Annotated in this window: 17 protein-coding genes; 5 read left to right on the top strand and 12 right to left on the bottom strand. The window is 69.7% G+C overall.

The window, feature by feature from the left end:
* The first annotated feature begins 199 nt into the window (after positions 1-199).
* A complete protein-coding gene (locus QE410_RS13690; protein WP_373459346.1) occupies positions 200-478 on the top strand; it encodes a hypothetical protein in 279 nt (92 codons plus the stop codon).
* Positions 479-486: 8 nt separating this feature from the next.
* Here the strand turns inward: QE410_RS13690 and QE410_RS13685 are convergent, their stop codons facing one another.
* Positions 487-777: a hypothetical protein gene (locus QE410_RS13685; protein WP_307333062.1), complete on the bottom strand. Its 291-nt coding sequence runs from the start codon at positions 775-777 to the stop codon at positions 487-489.
* Positions 778-935: 158 nt separating this feature from the next.
* Here QE410_RS13685 and QE410_RS13680 point away from each other — a divergent pair, with 158 nt between their 5' ends.
* The 4 genes from QE410_RS13680 (at position 936) to QE410_RS13665 (ending at position 2,980) form a co-directional block, all read left to right on the top strand.
* Entirely contained in the window at positions 936-1,313 is a 378-nt protein-coding gene (locus QE410_RS13680) for a MauE/DoxX family redox-associated membrane protein (RefSeq protein WP_307333060.1), read from the top strand.
* A gap of 7 nt (positions 1,314-1,320) precedes the next feature.
* Entirely contained in the window at positions 1,321-1,863 is a 543-nt protein-coding gene (locus QE410_RS13675; protein ID WP_307333058.1) for a 2'-5' RNA ligase family protein, read from the top strand.
* Complete coding sequence (locus QE410_RS13670; protein WP_307333055.1) at positions 1,857-2,234, top strand: PPOX class F420-dependent oxidoreductase; 378 nt, start codon at positions 1,857-1,859, stop codon at positions 2,232-2,234. The genes QE410_RS13675 and QE410_RS13670 overlap by 7 nt, the downstream gene beginning before the upstream one ends.
* A gap of 254 nt (positions 2,235-2,488) precedes the next feature.
* Positions 2,489-2,980: an FBP domain-containing protein gene (locus QE410_RS13665; protein ID WP_307333053.1), complete on the top strand. Its 492-nt coding sequence runs from the start codon at positions 2,489-2,491 to the stop codon at positions 2,978-2,980.
* A 158-nt stretch (positions 2,981-3,138) separates the two neighbouring features.
* Here QE410_RS13665 and QE410_RS13660 read toward each other — a convergent pair whose 3' ends face one another.
* From QE410_RS13660 to QE410_RS13610, 11 genes are all read right to left on the bottom strand, one after another.
* Positions 3,139-4,104, bottom strand: coding sequence for an LLM class F420-dependent oxidoreductase (locus QE410_RS13660; RefSeq protein WP_307333051.1), 966 nt, complete (start codon positions 4,102-4,104; stop codon positions 3,139-3,141).
* Positions 4,105-4,250: 146 nt separating this feature from the next.
* A complete protein-coding gene (locus tag QE410_RS13655; RefSeq protein ID WP_307333049.1) occupies positions 4,251-5,273 on the bottom strand; it encodes a TerC family protein in 1,023 nt (340 codons plus the stop codon).
* Positions 5,274-5,522: 249 nt separating this feature from the next.
* Positions 5,523-7,082 (bottom strand): glycoside hydrolase family 32 protein, encoded by a 1,560-nt coding sequence (locus QE410_RS13650; protein WP_307333047.1) that lies wholly within the window; start codon positions 7,080-7,082, stop codon positions 5,523-5,525.
* Positions 7,083-7,162: 80 nt separating this feature from the next.
* Positions 7,163-8,548: a glycoside hydrolase family 32 protein gene (locus QE410_RS13645; RefSeq protein ID WP_307333046.1), complete on the bottom strand. Its 1,386-nt coding sequence runs from the start codon at positions 8,546-8,548 to the stop codon at positions 7,163-7,165.
* Complete coding sequence (locus tag QE410_RS13640) at positions 8,545-9,534, bottom strand: LacI family DNA-binding transcriptional regulator (protein ID WP_307333044.1); 990 nt, start codon at positions 9,532-9,534, stop codon at positions 8,545-8,547. Before QE410_RS13640 ends, QE410_RS13645 begins: the two co-directional genes overlap by 4 nt.
* A 16-nt stretch (positions 9,535-9,550) precedes the next feature.
* Positions 9,551-10,462, bottom strand: coding sequence for a carbohydrate ABC transporter permease (locus QE410_RS13635; RefSeq protein WP_307333042.1), 912 nt, complete (start codon positions 10,460-10,462; stop codon positions 9,551-9,553).
* A complete protein-coding gene (locus tag QE410_RS13630) occupies positions 10,462-11,340 on the bottom strand; it encodes a carbohydrate ABC transporter permease (RefSeq protein ID WP_307334542.1) in 879 nt (292 codons plus the stop codon). The genes QE410_RS13635 and QE410_RS13630 overlap by 1 nt, the downstream gene beginning before the upstream one ends.
* A 76-nt stretch (positions 11,341-11,416) precedes the next feature.
* Positions 11,417-12,754: an ABC transporter substrate-binding protein gene (locus QE410_RS13625; RefSeq protein ID WP_307333040.1), complete on the bottom strand. Its 1,338-nt coding sequence runs from the start codon at positions 12,752-12,754 to the stop codon at positions 11,417-11,419.
* 41 nt (positions 12,755-12,795) lie between these two features.
* Complete coding sequence (locus QE410_RS13620) at positions 12,796-14,262, bottom strand: glycoside hydrolase family 32 protein (protein WP_307333038.1); 1,467 nt, start codon at positions 14,260-14,262, stop codon at positions 12,796-12,798.
* Positions 14,263-14,364: 102 nt separating this feature from the next.
* Positions 14,365-16,251 (bottom strand): glucose PTS transporter subunit IIA, encoded by a 1,887-nt coding sequence (locus QE410_RS13615; protein WP_307333036.1) that lies wholly within the window; start codon positions 16,249-16,251, stop codon positions 14,365-14,367.
* 182 nt (positions 16,252-16,433) lie between these two features.
* Positions 16,434-18,041, bottom strand: a complete 1,608-nt coding sequence (locus QE410_RS13610; RefSeq protein ID WP_307333034.1) for a glycoside hydrolase family 68 protein — start codon at positions 18,039-18,041, stop codon at positions 16,434-16,436.
* Positions 18,042-18,172: the final 131 nt, after the last annotated feature.

Here is an 18,172-nt window from a genome sequence, read left to right as displayed (position 1 = left end):
GGTGACCGAGATTCCAGAGGAGCGAGAGATTTTCGTCTGAGTGCAACAACGCCTGGTCGTGGCCCGTTCAGAGGGAATTCACTTGGCGATAGTTAGGCAATCTAGTAAAATTTGAAACCGCCGGTTCTCCTGAGAGGACAAGATCATGGGCTGTTTGTTCTATGGCTCTTCCGCGAGCCCGATCCATATTCCGGATCGCGTGCTCGCCCACATCAAAGTCGTCATCGCGACCAAGCTCCGCCGGGGTGAGAGCTTCACGATGTCGTGGCGTCACCCCGCAGACGAGCCGGCGGGTCGCAGCACGATCTGGATCCAGCCGTCGATTCCGCTCCGATTCGTCTTCGCGACCGCCGAGCCCGAGATGCTCGACAATGTCCTGCTGCAGGCGTATGCCAACGCGGCCAACTCGTCCAGCGGCCTCACCGTCGACCTCGACGTGCAGCAGAGCCCTGCGCCGCAGAACGCCGGCGCCCGCTGAAAGGGTAGTCAGCGACCCGCCGCGTGACGGTGTGCGATCGCGGACATCCATTCGAGGCCCGGGCACGGCGGGGCGTCGCGACCGCGCATCCGCTCCCACGCCTCGACGTAGATCCCCTCGAGCAGGGCATCGGCCCGCGCAGCGAGGCCGGTCAGTGACAGCAGCACCGCGTACACGCGCGGTGCGGTCGCGTCGTAGAACTCAGCGAATGCGTCGCAATCCCCGGACGCGGCACGCACGAGGAGCGCGTCCAGATCCCCTTCCCGCATCGCGGAGGACGTCGCGTCGGTCATGGTCACGGGGCACCTCCCTCCTCGGCCGTTCCAGTCAAGCGGGGCAGGTCGCGAGCGGCTCGGGGTTGCGTAATCCGGACGTGTGTCGTAGCCGTTGCACGATGTCGACCGGGACGTCCGTCAAGCCCGCGGGGGCGGCGTCCGTGGCCGACTAGCGTGACGGCATGAGATCACTCGTTCGCTGGCTTCTGGCAGCTGCCATGATCTTCGCCGGCATCGCCCACCTGACGTTCGCCCGCCGGGACTTCCAGGCGCAGGTGCCCGACGCCCTCGTGGAGCACGGACCGTTGGATCGGGATGCCGTCGTAGTGGCGTCCGGGGTCGTCGAGGCGGCTCTCGGTATCGCCCTCGTCGCCCTGCCCCGAGAACGTCGACGTATCGGTGCCGCGCTCGCCGCGTTCTACGTCGCCATCTTCCCCGGCAACATCGACCAATGGCGCAAGGGCCGCTCCGCCTTCGGCCTCGACACCGACCGAAAGCGCCTCACCCGTCTGTTCTTACAGCCGCTGCTGGTCGCGGCGGCGTGGTGGTCGACGCGCTGATCGTCGCATGGCCGATGTCGTCAGTCTCGAGCTCGTCTTCGACGGGGCCTCCGACGAGGCGGTGCGCCGGGAGTGGGACGCTCTCGTCGCCGCCGGTCTGCCGAGTCAGGCGCGTCACACGGGGCAGAGCAATCGCCCGCACGTGACCCTGCTCGTGCGTCCCCAGCTGGGCTCGCCCGACCTCCGCGCGCTCGCCGAAGACCTCCCCCTCGCGCTCACCCTGGGGGCTCCGTTGCTCTTCGGCGTCGGACGCTCCCGCGTCATCGCGCGTTCCGTCATCCCGTCACCCGAATTGCTGGCCTTCCATGCGCGGCTGCACGAGCTCGCCGGTTCCGGCGATGACGCGGCGCACACCCTCCCCAGGGCATGGACCGCCCACATCACCCTCGCCCGTCGAGTGCCGCTCGACCGAGTGGGCGACGCGCTGGCGGTGCTCGCCGAAGCCGGCGCGAGCGAACTCGCGGTGACCGCGACGGGGTTGCGACGGTGGGATGCCGCGACGCGAACGGTATCGAACCCCCTTTCGCGTGGGACGCTGGAGGGGTGCTGACCGACGACGCGCGCTCTTTCCTGAGCGATTACCACCTCGCCACCCTCTCGACCCTTGGGCGCTCCGGGCGCGTGCACGCCGTCCCCGTCGGGTTCACCTACGAAGACGGCATCGTGCGGGTGATCGGTTCGCGCGGCACGCAGAAGTTCGTCAATGCGGCGCGCAGCGGTCGCGCCTCGATCTGCTCGGTCGACGGGGGGCGCTGGATCAGTTTCGAGGGCCCCGCGCGGGTGACGGACGATCCGGATGCCGTGGCGCACGCGGTCGAGCTGTACGCCGCGCGGTACCGGCAGCCGCGCGTCAACCCCGACCGGGTCGTGCTCGAGATGACCGTCGAGCGCACCCTGGGTTCCGCGGCCTTCCGCGCCTGACCGGCGTATTCTGGGGGCATGTCCCCCTTCTCCCCGTCGATGCCCTCCGGGCGTGAGGGGGTTGTCGGCGCGCGAAGCGCCGGCGGCACAGGCGTGTTCCTCGTCGTCTCTCCCGCCGGGTGACCGGCGTCCGACCTCCCGTCGCGAGCGGGAGCGTCGCTCCTCCCGGTCGTCGTTCGACCGCACCTGTCCGCGACTGCGCGGACGCACCGCCGCCCGCGTCTACACCGGGCGGCCCATCGACGGGATCACCCATGCACGCCTTGTCCGTACCCGCGCTTCGCGCCTCGTTCGTCAACGTCTCCACCCGTGAGCGCAGCGCCATCGTCCTTCCCCACGACATCGGCGACGCCGACTGGGACCGCCTCGACTACATCGGATGGCGTGACGCCAAGGCGCCGCTGCTCGGATTCGTCGTGGCCGAGATCGACGGCGAGCCCGTCGGCCTCCAGCTGCGTCAGGCGGAGCAGCTCACGCGTACACGGCCGCAGTGCTCGTGGTGCGCCGACGTCACGCTCCCGAACGACGTCGTGTTCTTCAGCGCACGCCGAGCGGGGAGGGCCGGACGGTCAGGCAACACGGTCGGCACTCTCGTGTGCGCGGGGTTCGAGTGCTCGCGGAACGTGCGCCGGCTGGACCCGCCGGCCTATCTCGGGCACGATGCGGCGGCAGCACGCGATCGCCGCATCGCAGGACTGCGAGCACACGTCGATGCGTTCTTCCGGGACCTGCGCAACAGCGTGTGAGGCGCCCGGCCGCCGCAACGCCCCCTCTTCGGGTGCCGGATGTCGACGTCCGTCCCCACTCCGGGCTCGCGAACCTCGCGTTCTGCGCGGGAGGTCGCGCGGTCAAGGACCGGTCCGCTCAGTGGGAGGGGCCCGCCCCGCGGTGCGGGCCCCTCTGCTCACAGCGCGCGGAGCTTGTCCAGCAGGGGCTCGGCGATCTCGTCGACGAAGCGCTGCTGCTGCTCGTCGCCGACCTGCACGATGGCGATGTCGGTGAAGCCGGCGTCGATGAAGGGGCGGACGCTCTCGGCGAGTTCGTCCAGGTCGGGGCCGCACGCGATGGACTCCGCGACGTCTTCCGGGCGCACGAACTGCGACGCGCCGGCGAAACCCGCCGGAGTCGGCAGGTCGGCGTTCACGGACCAGCCGCCGGCGAACCAGCGGAACTGGTCGTGCGCGCGGGCGATCGCGGCATCCTTGTCGGGGTCCCAGCTGATCGGGATCTGTCCGATCTTGCGCGAGTCGCCCTCGTGGTGCTCGTCCCAGCCCTGCACGATCTCGGCATCCGGTTCGGTGGTGATGAGGTGGTCGCCGAGCGGGGCGAAGCGCCGGATCGAGTGCTCGCCCGAGACGGCCACGCCGATCGGCACGCCGCCGTCGGGCGCGTCCCACACACGGGCGGAGTCGACGCGGAAGTACTCGCCGTCGTAGGTGACGAGGTCGCCGGTGTGGAGCGCGCGGATGATCTCGATCGCCTCGACCAACATGTCCTGGCGCGCGTGCACCGCGGGCCACCCCTCGCCGACGACGTGCTCGTTGAGGTTCTCACCCGAGCCGAGACCGAGGGTGAAGCGGCCCTCCGACAGCAGCTGCAGCGTCGCCGCCTTCTGCGCGACGACCGCGGGGTGGTACCGAACCGTGGGGCAGGTGACGTACGTCATCAACTCGACGTTCGAGGTGGCGTGCGCCACGGCGCCGAGCACCGTCCAGGCGTACGGGGCGTGGCCCTGGCTGGTCAGCCAGGGGGAGTAGTGGTCGCTGGAGACCAGGAAGTCGTAGCCGGCGCGCTCGGCGCCGACGGCGTAGTCCACGAGCGCCCGCGGGCCGCTCTGCTCGGTCATGAGGGTGTAGCCGAATCGCGTCATGCCGGCAACGGTAGGCCGACGCCCTGACGTGCTCGTCGGGGTTGCGCACACGCGCCGGATACGACAGCGGGCCCGCGGCTGGTGCCGCCGGCCCGCTGTGCGGAGATCGGTTCTGCGGGGGCGGCTGACGCCACCCCCGCGGGGGATCAGTCCTCGGGAGCGTGGATGACCTTCTCGCCGTCGAAGGTCTCGCGCTTGTTCTTCTCTGCGTCGTTGCGGGTCTTCCGCAGGCTCAGCCACGTCGCCACGGCCACGGTCGCGGCGATGAACAGCAGCGAGAACCAGATCGGGATCTCCGGCGCCCACAGCATCGGCTCGCCGCCGTTGATGAACGGGAGTTCGTTGACGTGCATGGCGTGCAGGACGAGCTTGACGCCGATGAAGGCCAGGATGACGGCCAGGCCCTGTGCGAGGTAGACGAGGCGCTCCAGCAGACCGCCGATGAGGAAGTAGAGCTGGCGCAGACCCATGAGCGCGAAGGCGTTGGCCGTGAAGACGATGTACGCCTCCTGCGTCAGGCCGTAGATCGCCGGGATGGAGTCGACCGCGAAGACGAGGTCGATGAAGCCGATGGCGATGATGACCAGCAGCATCGGGGTGACGAAGCGCTTGCCGTTCTTCTGGACGGTCAGCTTGTCGTCGTTGTACTCCTCGCTCACGGGGAGGATGCGACGGACGAACTTCATGAACTTGCCGTTGGCGGGGTCGTCGTCGCCGTGCGAGAACGCCTGACGGTAGGCGAGGAAGAGCAGCAGCGCGCCGAAGATGTAGAAGATCCACGAGAAGTTCTCGATGAGCGCCGCACCCACCGCGATGAACGCGCCGCGCATGATGAGCGCGATGACGATGCCGATCATCAGCACCTTCTGCTGGTACTTCTTCGGCACCGCGAACCCGGTCATGATGATCAGGAACACGAAGAGGTTGTCGATCGACAGCGCCTTCTCGGTCAGATACCCGGCGAAATACTCACCGCCGAAGGTCCACCCCGAGAAGACGCCGATACCGACGCCGAACAGCAGCGCCAGGCCGATGTAGAACGCCGACCAGCGGGCGGACTCGCCGACGGTCGGCTCGTGGGGCTTTCGCACGTGGGCGAAGAACTCGAAGACGAAGAACGCGATCGTGACCGCGATGGTGATGATCCAGACGAGGGGGGTGACGCCCAAGACGGCCTCCAAGGGAAAAAGGTGTGCAGCAGGACACCAAGGTCTCCTCCACCCGGCGATGGGGCCGACGTCCCGGGCTCACGATGGCGTGAACCGTACTGACGAGATCGTCGCGGTGGGAGTACTCCCCTTGCTCCGGATGATTCTACGGGATGCCGCTGCGGTGCCGGGGCCTGGACTGCTCGAGCCCGGCTGTGATAGCGACCGGGGGCGCGGCGCGGGCGCCCCCGGTCGATCCCCCTCTTTCCCCTACACCGGCACCCCGAACTCGCGGATCGTGATGCCGGAGAACCGGGCCGGGCCGCCGTCGGTGTACAGCGAGATCCCGGTGTCGCCCTCCAGGAAATGCACCTGCTGCGACAGCACCGTGTGGCCGGCGTTGACGAACACCTCGACGCTCTGCCGGTCGACGAAGATGCGCAGGTGGACCGACCGGGCGGCGGCGTCGATGGGGGCCGCCGCGCGCGTGTACGGGGTCAGTGCATAGCCGCTGCGCTCGGACGGACCGCGGTCGACATAGAGGTCGGAGCCGTACTTGCCGATGTTCGTGTGCCGGGAGCCGTCGGCCGACCGCCCGACCGAGACGCCGACGTTCGTGGCATCCGTCCACGACATGTCGAGCTCGAGCTCGTAGGCCCGCCCGTTCCACGGCAGGACGGCGCTGCCGTCCACCGTGCGGTCGGGGAGCGTGACCGTGGAGGTGGCACGGCCCGCGAGGGCGGCGATGGGGGCGCTCAGCAGGCTGTACCAGCCGCCGGACTGCCGCTCGAGGCGCAGCTCGCGCACGATCGAGTTCTGGCCGTTGTACCCGTCGGTGACGTCGGTGGGGACGTCGCGGGCGGCGTACTTCCAGTTGTTCATCCACCCGATCGCGAGGCGCGTGGTGTCGGGGGCCTCGATGCTCGGCCAGGTGACCGCGCCGTACCAGTCCCATCCCCAATCCAGCCACTGGGGAGTGAGGTCGTCCGCGACGAAGCGGGTGCCGTTCCACGTGCCCATCCAGTAGGCGTACGTCATGGGCAGACCGATTCCGTAGGCGTCCATGCTGGCGCCCAGCACCCAATGACGCGTGCCGTCGTCCGCCGTCATCTCGAACAGGTCGGGGCACTCGATGCCGCCGAGCTGCGGATTCGGGTAGTCGAAGTTGCTCCGCCACGTCCACTGCCGCAGGTTCGGCGAGGTGTAGAACCCGGCGTACCGTGCGCGACCGAGCGCCATCACCCACTCGCCGCGCACGGCATCCCAGTGCACCTTCGGGTCGCGGCACCACTCGGCGTTGTCGATCTCGGCGGCGGTCTGCGCGGTGCGACCGTCGGTGTTGACCAGCACGGGGTCGGGCAGCATCGTGAAGCTGAAGCCGCCGTCGGTGGACCAGTACAGGTACTGCTCCTGGTACTTGCGGATGCCATCGGTCGGTCGTGTGGCCAGGGCGATCACGGCCCCCGTCCCGAATCCGGCGGTGTTCGCGGTGTCGACGACGAGGCACCCCGACCACACCGGCACGCCGTTCGTGAGCGGCATCACCGTGCCGTGGTGGGTGAAGCTCACGCCGTCGGTCGTGGCGTGATCCCACCCGCCCGCGCCGTTGTTGACGTCGGAGTGCAGGTAGTAGAGCTGGTACTGCCCGCCCGAGACGATCGGGCGCTGCGGGTCGCAGAGCCACGCCGTCGGCGGTGTCATGTGGAATACCGCACGCTGCGATGCGGTCTGGGCCTGGGCGGCCGGGGGAGCGACGGAGGCCAGGGCGAGGCCGAAGGCCCCGGCCCCGGCGCCCTTCAGCAGGGCGCGACGGGAGATCTCGAACGGCATGGTGCTTCTCACTTCCTCGTGATCGGCGGGCGCGACGATGCACCCGCCGGGTGGTGTCCGGCGGTTCGGGGAGACGTCGGTCAGGCGGCCGCCGGAGCCGCGGGACCTTCCTGGGCGGCGACGTCGCCGACCACGTTGACGTTGACGCGCACGGCGGGGACGACCGCGGTCTCGGCGGCGACCGAGACGGTGAGCGGCCCGCCGCCGAGTGTCACCAGGTGCGAGAGCACGGTGGCACCGTCGTCGGCGAACACCTCCAGCAGCGGGCCGTCGACGACGAGCGTCAGGGCACCCGCCGTCCCCACGAGGGGCGCCGCGCGCTCGCCGGGGAAATCGGGATGCAGGGCGTCGGCGACGGCACCGGAGCGCGAGACGGCGAGCGTGCGGGCCACGGGGTCGTGGACGATGTCGACCGTGGCATCCCCTTCTCCGGACAGCCGCACGTGCACGGCCCCGGTCGCTGCGGGATCCCATGTCAGCTCGAGTACCGCGTGCGGCTCGACGGTGAGCAGGGCCGCATCACCCGCGGCGGTGGGGGGAAGGACGGGCCGCTGCACGAGGTGCAACGCCCCGTCGATGCGGCGCAGACCGAGTGTCCGCGCCAGCGACATGGCCCCGCGCCAGGGCGCGGTGGGCACGACGTGGGCGTAGCGCCAGTTGCTCATCCACCCCAGCATCACCGCGGCACCGCCCGGAGCGCTGTCGAACGTGACGCCGGCGTAGAAGTCGCGACCGTGGTCGAGAGAGCGGAGGTTCATGGCGTCCGAGCGGAAGACGCCGCCCTCGAGGTCGCCCACGACGTAGTGCATCGCCGACCCTGCCGGATCCGCGTCGTCGCCGACCGGGTTGGTGCTCAGCAGCAGCACCCAGACCCGTTCCGCGGTGCCCTCCACGGGCAGGTGGACGAGATCCGGGCACTCCCACACCACGCCCTCCGGCCCCAGAGGGCCGAACGAGCCCGTCTCCCTCCAGGTCGCGAGGTCGTCGGAGGCGTAGAACACCACCCGACGTTCGACGGCCTCGACGGTGAGCATGAGCCACCCGCCGCCGGGAACGCGGACCACCTTGGGGTCGCGGAAGTCGGAGCTGGATCGATCGAGCACCGGGTTCGCGGCATCCGGAGTCCACGTAGAGCCGCCGTCGACGCTGGTCGCGCGCGACTGGGCCTGGATGCCGTGGTCGTACGCGCTGGTGTAGAACGCGGTAAGGGTGTCGCCGGGGCCGGCGACGACGGAGCCCGAGAAGATCTGCTCGCCGGGGCGGTGCGGCAGCGCCACGGGGTGCTCGTCCCACTGCAGCAGGTCACTGCTGGAGGCGTGGCCCCAGCTCATGTTGCCCCAGTCGTTTCCCTCGGGGTTGTACTGGAAGAACGCGTGCCAGCGGTCGCCGGTGTAGACGAGCCCGTTCGGGTCGTTCATCCAGTTGCGGGAGGGGGTGAGGTGGAATCGCGGGCGGGGAAGGTTCATAGGGACTCTCGCGGAATGGAGGGGCACGCGACGAGTTGCCGCGCACCGGAGGCGGGGGATTCGAGACCGAGCAGGGTGCGCACTCCCGCGGCGCCGAGCTCGTAGTGGGGGAGGGCCACCGTCGACAGCGGGGGTCGCAGATGCGCGGCGATGACGTCTTGGTTGTCGAAGCCGATGACGGCGATGTCGTCGGGAATGCGCAGGCCCCGCTCACGCAGGCCGTCGTAGAGGCCCATCGCGACGCGGTCGTTGTGGCAGAAGACGCCCGTCGCGCCCGAGGCGACCACGGCCTCGGCGACGTCGTAGCCGCCCTCCTGCTCGGGGGCGGCCTCGAAGACCAGGGCGTCGTCGACGTCGGCACCCGCGGCGGTGAGGGCCGCCCGGTACCCGGCGAGGCGACCGACCCGCGCCGGCGAGGGCGACGTGGTGTTCACGAACGCGATGCGGCGATGCCCCGCCGCCAGCAGCTCTTCGGTCGCGGTGCGGCCGCCCTGCTCCTCGTCGGGCACGACGGCGGGGAACGAATCGTCGGCCGCGAAGCAGTTCACCAGCACCGTCTCGGTGTGCTGCAACGGCGGCGGCACATCGATCTCGCGGTGGTACCAGGTGGAGTACAGGATGCCGCGCACCTGATGCTCCAGCATCATCGCGATCGCGTCGTTCTCGGCGGCGGCGTTGCCCTCGGTGTTGGCCACGAGCAGCACGAAGCCGTGACGCCACGCCTCGTCCTGGGCGCCATGGATGATCTGACCGGCGAAGGGCGTGGTGGCGATGGCATCCGCCACCAGCCCGATGAAGCGCGAGCTCCCCTCCGACAGCGTCTTCGCGAGCGCATTGGGGCGGTAGCCGAGGGCGACGATGGCCTCCTGCACCCGGCGCCGCGCGTCTTCGCCGATGCGGGCGCCGGGCTTGTCGTTGACGACGTGCGACACGGTGGCGACCGAGACGCCGGCGGCCTTCGCGACGTCGCGCATGGTCGTGGTCATGAGGGGGTCCTCGCGTTCATCCCTTGGTCGCTCCGCTCTCGAGCCCGGCGATCATCGCCTTGTTCAGCACGAGGAACACCAGCAGCAGCGGCGTCACCGTGACGCACACCGCGGCGAACGTCGCCGTCCAGTCGGTGTTGCCCATCGCTCCGATGTAGTTTTGCAGGCCCAGCGGGATGGTCTTGAGTCCGTCGGAGAGCACGAAGGTGTTCGCGAAGATGAAGTCGTTCCAGATGAAGATGCTGTTGACCAGGACGACGGTGATGATCGTGTTGACCGACAGGGGCGTCGTGATCTGCAGGAAGATGCGGTACGGACCCGCGCCGTCGAGGGAGGCGGCCTCGTAGAGCTCGCGCGGGATGTACTCGTAGAACGACGAGAACAGGTACACGCCCATCGGCAGCGAGAAGGCCGCCAACGGCAGGATCATCGACAGATGGGTGTCGAGCAGCCCCACCTGCGAGTAGTCGATGAACAGCGGCACGAGCGCGATCTGCACCGGCACGATGATGCCGAGCAGGAACAGCGCGCGCACGAACCCGCTGAGCCGGAAACCCAGCACCTGCAGCGCGTAGGCGGCCATCATGCCCGCCACCACGATGAGGGCGCTCGCCCCGAGGGTGACGACGAGCGAGTTGCCGATGTTCAGCAGCAGGTTGCCGGTGCCGAACGCGCGGGAGTAGTTCTCGAGCGTCCACTCGCGCGGGAGGGCGAACGGGTCGCCGCCGGCGAAGTCGCTCGCGGTGCGGAAGCTCGTGAGGAACAGCCAGAGCAGCGGGTACACCTGCACGACGACGATCAGCGCGACGGTGACCGTCAGCAGGGTGCGCTGCACGCGCAGGCGCGGCGAGCGGTGCACGCGACGGGGCGCGGGGGCGGGGTCGGCGGGAACGGATGCCGCGGGGGCGGGGGCGAGGGTCGTGCTCATCACGCGTCCTTTCGACGCAGCAGCAGGAAGATCAGGCCGACGGCGACCAGGCACTCCACGACGATGAAGACCGAGATCGCGCTGGCGTAGCCGTAGTCGGTGTGGACGAAGGCCGTCTTGTACATGTAGGTGGTCAACAGCTCCGACGACTGTCCGGGCCCGCCGTTGGTGAGCAGGTACGGGATGTCGAAGCCGCGCAGGGCGAAGGTGGTCGCCATGACGGTGGTGGTGATCCACACGGGCCGGATGTAGGGGAAGCGGATGCGCCAGAACGTCTGCCACCATGAGGCGCCGTCGAGGCGGGCGGCCTCCTCGAGCTCTTTGGGCACGGCGATCAGGGCGGCGTAGATGATGAGCATGTACAGGCCCGTGAAACGCCACCCCTCGGGGATCGACACCGCGGCGAGCACGGTCTGCACGTTCGACAGCCATGCCGTCTGCAGGCCTTCCAGGCCCACCCACGCCAGCAGCTGGTTGAGCAGACCGACCGGCTCGAGCGAGTAGACGCGCAGGAACAGGAAGCCGATCGCGACGGTGGAGATGACGGCCGGCAGCAGGTAGAGGGTCTTCACCAGCTCGCGCGCCCGGGGGAGGGCGGTCAGCAGCCCCGCCACCGCGAGGGCGCCGCCGAGCTGCAGCACGAGGCAGATCGCGAGGTAGCCGAGGGCGTTGCCGAACGCGGTCCAGAAGACGTCGTCGCGGGTGAACATCTTGACGTAGTTGTCGAGCCCGACGAACTCGAGGTCGGTGATGCCGTCCCACTCGAACAGGCTCAGCACGAGCGACTGCACGATGGGCAGCAGCACGGCCGCGCCGTAGAGCAGCAGCGGCGGCACGAGGAAGACGGCGACGGCCAGGCCCGAGCGTCGCGGCAGCATCGAGGTGCTGAGCGGACGGCGGCGGGCGGTGGGCCGGCCGGCCCCGGTCGCCCGGGGCCGGCTCGGTGCGAGCGTGTCAGCCACCGACGTTCTCCGTCAGGGCGGCATCCATGGTGCTGACGAACTCGTCGGGCGTGATGTCGCCCTGCACGAGCAGGGTCAACTCCTGCTGGAGGCGGGTGTTGGTGGCGGGGTCGAGCTGCGTGTCCCAGGGCATCGCCAGCTTCTCGCCGACCTCGCCGGCCTGTTCGATCGCCCGGGTGTACAGCGGCGTGGCGTTCGCCGGGATCTCGGTGGCCGCATCCGTGGTCGGAGACAGGGCGCCCGAAGCGGCGACCTCGGCGGGGTAGCGCTCGAGCGCGAAGGCGAGGAAGTCGCGCACCAGGGGGTCGTAGGTGGAGGCATTGACCGCCATGCCGATGCCCGACGGGGCGACGTACTCGTCGTCGGCGGTCACCGCCCCCGGAAGCGTGGGGAGCGTGAAGTAGTCGACGCTGTCGCGGACCCCCGCGTCGAGCTCGTCGGTGGCGAGGTTCGCCAGCTCCCACGTGCCGATGTTGTAGACCGCGGCCTTGCCCGAGGTGAACTGCGCCTGAGCGTCGGCGTAGCCGGTCGACGAGAAGCCCTCCTGGAAGCACCCGGCCTGACCGAGGCCGTACAGCCAGTCGGCGGCGGCGCGGCCGGGGGCGTCGGAGAATTTCGCCTCGCCCGTCTTGAGCTTCTGCACGTACTCCGGGCCCGCCTGACGGAAGGGGTAGTACGCCATGTAGCGCTCGAGGGGCCAGCCGTCGGCGCCGTCGAGGGCGATCGGCGTGATGCCCTGGGCGCGCAGCGCCTCGCACATCGGGGCGAAGTCGTCGAGGGTCGCGGGAACCGACACCCCCGCCTGCTGGAGCAGGTCGCGGTTGTACCAGAAGAACTCCAGCTGGAACTCGAACGGCACCATGTACAGCGACCCGTCGTCGAAGCGCTGGTAGTTCAGCGCCGCCTCCCGGTAGTCGTCGGCGAGCCCCAGGTCGTCCAGCAGCAGATCGACGTCGACCATGCGGCCCTGTTCCGCGAGCTTCTGCGCGAAGGGGGTGGCGTCGGTGTCGAAGAGCTCGGGCAGCTTGTTCGCCGCGGCGAGCGTCTCGTACTTCTGGATGTAGCTGGGCCGGTCGGGCGTGGTGATGAGGTTGAGGGCGAAGCCCGGGTGATCGGCGGCGTATTCGTCGGCGATCTTCTGCATCGCGGTGATGACCCCGCCGTCGGCCGGGCGCGAGAGCAGCCACGAGATCTCGCGGGGCGTGATCTCGCCCTCGGGGTTGACGTCGGTGGGATCTCCCCCTGTGCCGCTGCCGGCGCAGCCGGAGAGGACGACGGCGGTGGCGGCGGCCAGGGCGAGCCAGGATGCCGTGCGGGCGTGGTTGACCATGTGTATCTCCATTGATGTGTGTGGTGCGGGTGTGGGTGGGGTCAGGAGGAGGCGACGAGGAGGTCGCCGCGCTGAGGGGCGGGGGAGCGCGCTTCTCGTGTGGACACGTCGAGGCTGAGGATCGTGGCGCTGCCCTCGCCGACGAAGGCGCCGACACCGCCGGCGGTGCGGTCGTACAGACGCGTGCTGAGAGTGACGGCGCCGTCGACGGTGGCGACGCACAGGTCGTCGTCGACGATCACCTCGATGCGGTGCGCGCCCGGGGCGAGATCGACGTGGCGTTCCAGCTCGACGGCGAAGGGCACGTCGCCCGAGATCTGCCATTGCTCGCCGCCGGTGCGCCGGCGCGGCCAGCGGTCGAAGACGAGGCGGTTGCGTCGGGGCTCGAGGCGCAGGGCGTAGCCCTCGTCGCCGTCGGCGCTCGCGCGCAGCAGTAGCCCGCACTCGGTCGTGCCCTCGGCGATGTCGAACACGGCGTCGACGCGGAAGGTCGAGGGGATCGTCTCGGTCAACACGAGGTCGGCGTAGCCGTCGGGGGCCGAGAGGACGGTGCCGGATGCCGCGGTGGCCACGCCCCGGTCGAAGGTTTCCACCAGCTCGCGCGGCGGGTGGAAGCGGAGCGTCCCGTCGAGGTTCTGCTCGGCTTCGAGCACCGAGAGGGTTCCCGCCCACTGCCAGGCGCCGTCGTCGGTTCCGCCCTCGCGGGAGGCGATCCAGCCGAAGAAGAAGCGACGGTCGCCACGGGCGGCGGATTTCGCCGCGTAGTACGCGCGGCCGTCGAGGGAGTCGTCGGCAGGGACCGTCCAGGGGCCGTGAAGGCTCCGCGAGACGCGGTAGCGGGTGGTGAACGACTCGCTGAACTCGGAATACACCAGGTACCACCAGCCGTTCCACTCGAACACCTCGGGGCACTCGTGCGCGATGTAGCGGCGGGGATCCCAGAACGGCTCCGCGGCCTCCCACGTGCGGAGGTCTCGCGACACGCACTGCGCGATCACTCCGCGGCGGCGCTCGGGACCATCGGCGTGGCGGGCGGTGACGAGCATGCGCCACAGACCCGCGGCCTCGTCTCGGAAGACGAAGGGATCGCGCCAGTCGGCACTCTCGTAGCCGGCCGTCGCGCCGAACGTGTGCTCGGGGTGGCGCTGCCAGGTGTGCATGCCATCGGTGCTGCTGGCGTGCAGCACGAGCTGCAGGGGGAGGCCGTCGGAGCCGACGCGAGCGGGATTCTGGCCGGTGTAGAAGACGTGATGGATGCCGTCTTCGACGACGACGCTGCCGGTGTAGACGTTGAAGTCGTCGGCATCCGGACCGCCGGAGGCCAGCGCCGGACCGGTCTCGGTGAAGGTGACGAGGTCGTCGGTGATCACGCGGTGCCAGGGCATGCCGACCTTGGGCGTGCGGCGGGACTCGTGCAGATAGAAGAGGTGGAAGCGTCCGTCTTCCTGCCAGGGGATGACGTCGCCGACCCAGGCGTGGGGCGGCCGGAAGAACCCTTGTTCGTGCATGCGGATGACTCCTCGTTGAGACTCACGGCGACCGATGAACCGGGATGGTTAATCGGTTACGCAGACGCTAGCAAGCGGTCGAGAGGATGGTCAAGCGGTTAATCAGTATTCTTTCGCAACGCGGGTCTGCCGCATCAGGGGCGTCCCCACGGCGACCTCGGAGCCCCCCGCGATGTCGGTGTACTGGTGCTCGTCGGCGTTCGTGACGATGGTGAGCACGACCGGGTCGAACCCGGCCCCCCTCACCGCGGCTAGGTCGACATGCACGAGCGCATCGCCGGAGGCGACCCGGTCGCCGACGCGCACGAGCGGCCGGAACCCTCGGCCCGCCAACCGCACGGTGTCGATTCCCACGTGCACGAGCAGCTCCGTGCCGTCGTCGGTGGTGACGCCGTACGCGTGCGAGGCGGCCGCGATGGCGCTGACCGTTCCCGCTGCGGGGGAGGAGACGAGACCCGAGGACGGCGCGACCGCGGACGTCGGGCCCAGGGCCCTGGCGGCGAACACCGGGTCGGCCAGGGCGGACACGTCGAGCCGCGTCCCCGCCGCCGGGGAGCGGACCGTCGTCTCGTCGCTCGGCTCGGTGGCCCCGTCGCTCTCGAGCGGACGCCCGCCCCGCTGCCGCCAGCGTGCCCACAGGAGCGTCCCGGTGAACGACAGCACGATCGACACCCCGAGGCACGCCAGGAACGGTCCGACCCGGCCCGGGGCGATCGAGACGAAGCCGAAGACTCCGGCCGCCCCGAGGGTGACGGCCTGAATTCGCAACGCCGCGAGCAGGGTCGCGGCGACGGCCGTCGCGCCGACGGCGATCGCGAAGGGTGCGCGCAGCCGCAGTGTGACACCGAATATCGCCGGTTCCGCGATGCCGAGCGCCGCCGGAACGGTCGCCGTCGCCGCGAGTGCGCGCAGTCGCGACCCGCGCCGTGCGGAGACCCAGATCGCGAGAGTGGCCGCTGCCTGAGCGACGTTGGCGGCCGCGGCGATGGGGAAGATGAACGATCCGCCGGTCGACAGCAGGCCCAGTTCGATCGCGATCAGTCCCTGATGCAGACCGGTCACCACGAGCGGTGAGTACACCGCGCCCACCACGGTGCCGCCGACCACTCCGGCGCTCGTGTACAGCCACTCCATGCCCTCGGCGGCGGTGTCGCCGAGGAAGCGCAGCGTCGGGCCCAGGATGAGGAAGGCCAGCAGCCCCGTGGTCAGCAACGTCAGGAGCGGCACGAGCAGCACTCGAGCCGAACCCCGTAGCCGCCGACCGAAGAAGCGCTCCAGGCGGGCGAGGACGAAGCAGATCACGATGATCGGAAGCACCGTGCCCTGGTAATCGATGGCGAGCACGTCGATCCCGTCGAGCACCCACCCCGTGCTGGGGGTCAGGTGGATGGCCGGCAGCGCCGAGACGGCGGCGAGTCCGGGGGCGGCGACGAGGGCTGCGCCCATCGCCGCACCGAGATAGGGGCTCCCTCCGAAGCGTCCGGCGGCCGCGAAGCCGAGCAGCACGGGCAGGAGGGCGAAGACCGCCGCGCCCAGCATGCCCACCAGGGCCACCGGACCTCGCAATTCCGGTACGGCGTCCACCGCTGCCAGATCACCGAACGCGCCAGGGCCGGCGAGCACGTTGTGGATGGCGGTGAGCAGGCCCCCGGCCACGAGCGCGGGCAGCAGCGGGGTGAAGACATCGACGATCACGCTGATCACGCGAGTCGGAAGGCGGCGCGTGGGGACCGTCGGGTCGGGCGAGAGCACCCGCGCGAATGCCGCGGCGACCTCGTCGACACGGCCCGGGCCCACCACGACCTGCACCTGTTCACCCACCACCTGCGTCGCCAGGACGCCGGGGACGGCGTCGAGTGCGGCGGCGTTCACCCGTGCCACATCCCGCGGGTTCACCCGCAGACGCGTCGCGCAGTGCGTCGAGGACGCGACGTTGTCGGGCCCGCCCAGGGCGTGCAGGATCGCGTCGGCCATCGTCGTGGCATCCATCAGCACCCGATTTCCTCAGCACCCCGCCCCCGGGGGGTGGTGAGACCCAGATTACGCGGAGGTCCGCGAGAGGGTGATGACGGGCGAGGGAGCGGGTGAAATGCCCGCGGCCGGCCGCGCGCGATCCGCGGAAACGAGGAACGGGGCCCCGCCGCAGCGGGGCCCCGTTCGAGGGGAGGGTGTCAGCCGATCGGCCGGGGGTCCGGCGTCGGGGTGATCTTGTGCGCGTAGCCCGAGGGGATGTCCGCCCATTCGCCGAGCCCGTTCTTGCCGTACGAGCGGTCGACCGTGACGGCGTTGCCGTTGATGTCGACGCGCACGGTCGGTGCGAGGGTTCCGCCGCGGACGAAGTTGTCGCTGGTGCCGATGGTGTCGATGAACGACTGCACCAGGCCGTCGGGCATGACGTAGTGCGAGTAGGCCTGGAACTGTCCCGGGTGCTGGTTGTAGTCCGGTGCGAAGGGCGTGCCCACCGCGAAGTTCAGGTTCGCGGGGCTGCCGAGCGCAAGGCCCGACCCGCGGTTGACCGGCTGGAAGTCGCTGCGGATGCCGTCGCCCACGAAACCGTAGACGCCCTCGGGGCCGTCGATGCCGGCCGCGTACGTGCTGCGGTGGGTGATGGTGAACAGGTAGTACTTGCCGTCCTTGATGTAGATCTGCGGACGCTCGGTCTGGTCGTTCACGCAGTTTGCCGACAGGATGGGCGGCAGGAAGCGCCACTTGGTGAGGGCGGCGTTCTCGGCCACCGCGAGTCCGACGTTGGCGAGCTGGAAGTGCGCGCCCATGTCCATCGCCTGGTCGGCGGTCTCGGCGTACGGATCGCCCGGTGCATAGCCCATGTCTTCCTCGGTGCACGAGCGCTCGCCGCGGGGGAAGGCCGAGTTGCCCTCGAAGACCATGTAGGTCTTGCCGGGGTGGGCGGGGTCCTCGAAGGTGAACGGGTCGCGGAAGTTGAAGAACTCGTTCTGCGCGCCGGTCTGGTAGTACTCGCCGTCGGCCTTGAGCATGTCGTGCTGGTCGCGGAAGCCGGTCAACCACACGCCCTTGTCATCGGCGAAGATACGCCCCTCGCTCTGCACCAGGCGCGGGTCGTACGGCTTGCGGTTGGAGCCGTCCTCGTTGCGGTAGAACGCCACCGCCGTGTAGAAGATGCGCAGCTTGTTGCCGTCGAAAATGCGGGTCGAGCCCGACCACTCCGTCTGGTGGCTGAAGGACTGGTCCTCGAAGATCGCGCCGGATGCCCCGTCCGGGAAGACCAGGCCGCCGTAGGTCCAGCCGCCGTTCTTCGGGCGCTCCGCCACATCGGCCTTACGGTAGAAGTAGCCGAGCTTGGCGTACGTGTGACGGTCGTCGAAGCCGAGCTTGCGGTCGGCGACGAGCGAGAAGACGACCTCCCAGCCCTTGAAGCTGGGCTGCGCCGAGCTCCCGTCGGTGAGGGTCCAGCTGTCCCAGACCCACACCTGCTCGTTGCTCATGTCGGGGAAGTCCTGCGGCACCGTCGGCATGGTGTACTCCTCGGGCATGGAGTTCGCACGCGACGGGGCGTTGGGGTTGCTCATGGCCTTGATCTGCCGCGCATCGGCGCGAGTCCACTTCGCGGTGAAGTCGTCCTCGGGGTCGTAGGCCTTCTGGGTGTGCTCGGTCGGGGCCGGGTAGCCCGGAACGGCCGCGGGCGCGGCTTGCGCCTGCGCGGGTGCTCCCGCCGCCAAGACGGCGGTGGTGGCGATCACTGCGGCGATCGCCGCGAGCCGGACGCGGGTGCGTCCTACTCGGTTGTGCGTGATGGTCACGTCGGATCTGCTTTCTGTCGCGAGACGTGGCTCCTGCTCCTCGCGGTCAGCGTATGGCGCGAGGCAAAGTGTGTCAAACGATTGGCAGAATTTGAGTTTGCCGAGAATGTCTGGCACTCTCGGCAGCGAGC

It is taken from the genome of Microbacterium sp. SORGH_AS_1204, from assembly GCF_030818935.1.
Taxonomy (GTDB): Bacteria; Actinomycetota; Actinomycetes; order Actinomycetales; family Microbacteriaceae; genus Microbacterium.
Note: the sequence above shows the minus strand (reverse complement) of the source record. Positions and strands in the feature narration are given on the sequence as shown.